The 3,790-nt window shown below is 73.4% G+C and carries 4 protein-coding genes and 2 pseudogenes; all 6 read right to left on the bottom strand.

The features are described from left to right. Positions 1-286 (bottom strand): annotated as a pseudogene (locus tag AB1460_RS36185) (cytochrome P450); the annotation flags it as partial. Between the two features lie 58 nt (positions 287-344). Next, positions 345-1,805 (bottom strand): cytochrome P450, encoded by a 1,461-nt coding sequence (locus AB1460_RS36190; protein WP_368966999.1) that lies wholly within the window; start codon positions 1,803-1,805, stop codon positions 345-347. Beyond that, positions 1,802-2,410 (bottom strand): GTP-binding protein, encoded by a 609-nt coding sequence (locus AB1460_RS36195; protein WP_018639445.1) that lies wholly within the window; start codon positions 2,408-2,410, stop codon positions 1,802-1,804. The genes AB1460_RS36190 and AB1460_RS36195 overlap by 4 nt, the downstream gene beginning before the upstream one ends. Continuing rightward, positions 2,391-2,750 carry a DUF742 domain-containing protein gene (locus tag AB1460_RS36200; RefSeq protein WP_018639446.1) on the bottom strand — a complete coding sequence of 120 codons (360 nt, stop codon included), beginning with the start codon at positions 2,748-2,750 and terminating at the stop codon, positions 2,391-2,393. The genes AB1460_RS36195 and AB1460_RS36200 overlap by 20 nt, the downstream gene beginning before the upstream one ends. After that, the gene (locus AB1460_RS36205; RefSeq protein ID WP_368967001.1) at positions 2,747-3,166 is read right to left on the bottom strand and encodes a roadblock/LC7 domain-containing protein; all 420 of its coding nucleotides are present in this window, start codon (positions 3,164-3,166) and stop codon (positions 2,747-2,749) included. Before AB1460_RS36205 ends, AB1460_RS36200 begins: the two co-directional genes overlap by 4 nt. A gap of 205 nt (positions 3,167-3,371) precedes the next feature. Beyond that, a pseudogene (locus tag AB1460_RS36210) lies at positions 3,372-3,790 on the bottom strand (ATPase); the annotation flags it as partial.

Raw genomic sequence — 3,790 nt, forward strand, 5'->3', positions numbered from 1 at the left:
CCCGTGCACCAGCGCCGCCCCGGACGCCTCCGCCGGGAAACTCCGCGGGCTCCACGGTCCGACCCGCGGAGTTTCCCGGCGGAGGCGTCCGGGGCGGCGCTGGTGCACGGGTCGGGGTGGGAGTGGTCGGCACGTCGGGCACCGCCGTGCCGCCGCCGCGGCGGGTCGCCGGCTGCGGGCAGATCGCGCCGTACTGGCGTAGTGCGCCGTACTGGCGCGCGGCGCCGAGTGCACGGGGCATGCCGCTCGCGCACGCGCCGAGCTGGCGGGGATGGGGATGGGTCATGGGCAGTCTCCGGCCTGGGTTCAGCGTGGTGCCGCAGCGGCGCGGCCGGTCGCGGTCGTCAAACGGGGCTGAACCGCACTGGCAGGGCCGTCAGGGCCCTGTTCCAGGCGGTGCGCCGCCAGACCAGCGCCTCGGCCGGGACGGCGAGCCGGATGTTGGGCAGTCGGTCGAGGAGAACTTCGATCGCGGTCCGGGTGATGACCTCGGCGATCTCCTGCGCGGGGTAGGGGCAGCGGTGGGCGCCGTGCCCGAAGGACAGGTGGGCGCTGTTGGTGCCGGCTCCGGTGACCCGCGGGTCGGAGTTCGCCGCGGCCAGGCCGAGAGCGATCATGTCGCCGGCCTGGATGTGCTGCCCGCCGAGCTGGATGTCGCGGGCGGCCCAGCGGCCCGCGGCGACCTGTACCGGGGTGTCCTCCCAGAGGACCTGGGTGAGCGCCTGCATGACGCTGCGCCGGCCGCCGGACAGCTCCAGGGCGAACGATCCGTCGGTCAGCAGCAGGCGCAGCGAGGTGCCGATCCAGGCCGTCACCGTGCGCATCCCGAGGCCGAGGACGACCGCCAGATCCTCGACGATCTCGTCGTCGGTCAGTTCCTCGGGGTGGTCGACCAGGGTGGAGATGATGTCGTCGGAGGGCTCGTCGAGCCGGTCGGCGAGCAGGCCGCGCAGCCGGTCCAGGAGCCGGCGGTGGCCGCGGACGGCGTCCGAGCGGTTGTCGACCAGGGCCACCAGATCATCGGCGATCTCGTCGGCACCGAGATCGTCCGGCCCGCACAGTGACGCCAGCGCGAGCGCGGGCACCTGATGCGCGAAGGCGGAGATCAGGTCGGCCGAGCCGGTTCCGGCGAACTCGTCGATCACACTGTCCGTGACCGCCTCAGCGCGCGCTCGGAGCAGGAAGACGTCCACGTCGCTGAGGACGTCGTTGATCGCCCGGTACCGGCGCCGGTGCTCGTCGCCGTCGGTGTGCAGCAGGGACGGGCGCCGCCCGGCCCCGGGCAGCGGTGCCCAGTCGGGTGAGACGGGCCCGCGGCGGGCCCGGTGCCGCGGGTCGCAGGTGAAGATCTCCGGGCTGCTCAGCACGAAGTGCAGCTCCCGGTAGCCCAGGACCAGCCAGGCCGGCCGGTTGCCGTCCAGCGACACCTGCACGATCGGGCTGGGCGCGCGCCGCTGGTCGCGGTTGCCGTCCCGCCGGCCGTCCCGGGGCAGGTCGCGGTGCTGCTCGCGCGACTGATCCTGCCGCGACTGATCGTGACGGGCCCGGTCACCGCGGGGCCGGTCCTGACGCGGCTGGTCGTGACGCGGCTGGTCGTGACGGGGCTGGTCGTGACGGGGCTGGTCGTGACGGGGCTGGTCCGGCCGCAGGTCGCGCTGCAGGCCCTGCTGCCCGTCGCGCTGGGTGGTGCGCGGCGCCCGGACGGGGCAGCGCCGCGCCTGGGGCACGTCCGCGAGGGTCTGGGTGGCGGCGGGCCCGCCGGTCTCCGGCCGGGCCCGGCCACCCGGGTCGAGCATCGTGCTCATGACGCCTCCTTGCGGGCGGAGGCCTGGTCGTAGAGGTGCCGCACCAGGGTGATCAGCACGTCCTTGCTGGACGAGCGGTGCCGCGCGTCGCAGTCGATGATGGGCACGTCGGGGGAGAGGGAGAGCGCCTCGCGCAGGTCGTCCAGCGAGTGCTCGGGCTCACCGAAGTTGTTCCGGGCCACGATGAACGGCATCCGGTGGTGTTCCAGCCGGTCGATCGCGTACCACGAGTCGGACACCCGTCTGGTGTCGACCAGGACCACCGCGCCGAGGGTGCCGGCGAACAGCCGGTCCCACAGGAACCAGAAGCGTTCCTGCCCCGGGGCGCCGAACAGATAGAGCACCATCTGCGCATCGAGGCTGATCCGTCCGAAGTCGAACGCGACGGTGGTGGTGTTCTTCTCCTCCACGGCGCCGGTGTCGTCGATGCCGACGCCGGCCTCGGTCATGACCTCCTCGGTGCTCAGCGGGCGGATCTCACTGACGGAGCGGACCATGGTGGTCTTGCCCACGCCGAATCCGCCGACGATCACGATCTTGACGCCGTCCTTGGCCGTGGTCTGCAGCGGTGGCCGGGCGACAGGCTCAGAGCTTCTGGAGTCCAACGAGCACCTGCTTCAGGAACGCGGGATCGGGAAGTTGCAAGGGGTCGGTCGGGCTGGTCGGGTGGCTCGCGAAGATCAGGCCCCGCTCCAGCAGATCGGAGAGAAGGATCTTCACGATGCTCACGGGGAGCTTGAGGTCCGCCGAGAGCTCCACCACAGCGGTCGGGGCGCGGCACACCCGCAGGATCCGGACATGCTCGGACTGCATGCCGGGGACGGGGTCCGCCCGGCTGGTGACGAGGGTGACAAGGTCGAAAGCGTTGTGGCCGACCCGGCTGCGACCGCCGGTGAGCGTGTAGAGCCGGTCCGGGTCCTCACTGTCGACGAGCCGACGGATCACGGCTGTCGCGCGGACTGGACGGGGTCGCGCGGTGCGGCGCTGAGGTACTCGCCGATCTGTTCGACCAGCTCACTCATGTTGTGGCCGATGATGCCGGCGTCGGCGTCGTCGGTCGCGACCACGGCCAGGTGGGCGCCCTGGCCGGCGTCGACGATGAACAGCAGTCCGCCGTGGAACTCGGTCATCGACTGCCGGACGCCTCCGGTGCCGTCCCCGAACTCGATGGACGCCCCGTGCGCCAGGCTCTGGATGCCGGAGGCGATCGCGGAGAGCTGGTCGGCCTGGTCGATGCTCAGGCCCGCCGACCGGCACAGCTTGAGTCCGTCCCGGGAGAGCACCAGGGCGTGGTGGGTCCCGGGGGTACGCGCCAGGAGATTCTCCAGCAGCCAGTCAAGGTCGCTCTCAGTGGTATTCATCGGGATTGCGGGGCGCCGTGCGGTGGGCCCGCCCGGCCTGCCCCTGCCTCCAATCGGGTCGTCCAGTGCTGGTCTGGTCGTTCTGGGGAGCCCTGGTCGTGCGCACCGGCGCCGTTGCCGGTGCTGGTGCCGGTGTTGGTGCTGCGCGCCGGCAGCCGGGCCAGGGTCGGGCTGGCCCGGCCGTCCGGCAGGCCGGTCGGCGCCACTACCGGCCTGCCGGGACGTCGTCGCCGTCGTCGCGGCGGGGCCTCCTCGGCCGGCCCGCCCGCGTCGGCCCCGGGCGCGGGACGGCTGGCCGCCCGTCGCGTCCGGTGCCGCGGGAGGTCGGTGCTGCTGCCGGGACCGCCGCGTCCCGCGGTCCGTCCTGCGCCGCGCTGCTGCCCGCGGCCGCGCTCTTTCGAGTGCTCATGGCCCGGCCGGTGCTGGTTCCCGCGGTCCCGTGGGCTTCTGCGGTGCCGCCGGAATCCGGCTCGGTGCTGCCCGCGGTCGCTTCGGCGTGCGCGGCGGAGGTGCCGTGGCCGGTGGGCTCGACGCCGTTGTCCGGCTTGGCGCCGTCCGCCCCGTCCATGATCGGCGCGGGCATCGGTGCGGGTGTGGGCGCAGTGGCGGGGGGAGGGGCCAGGG

Source organism: Parafrankia sp. FMc2 (genome assembly GCF_041008525.1).
Classification (GTDB): Bacteria; Actinomycetota; Actinomycetes; order Frankiales; family Frankiaceae; genus Parafrankia.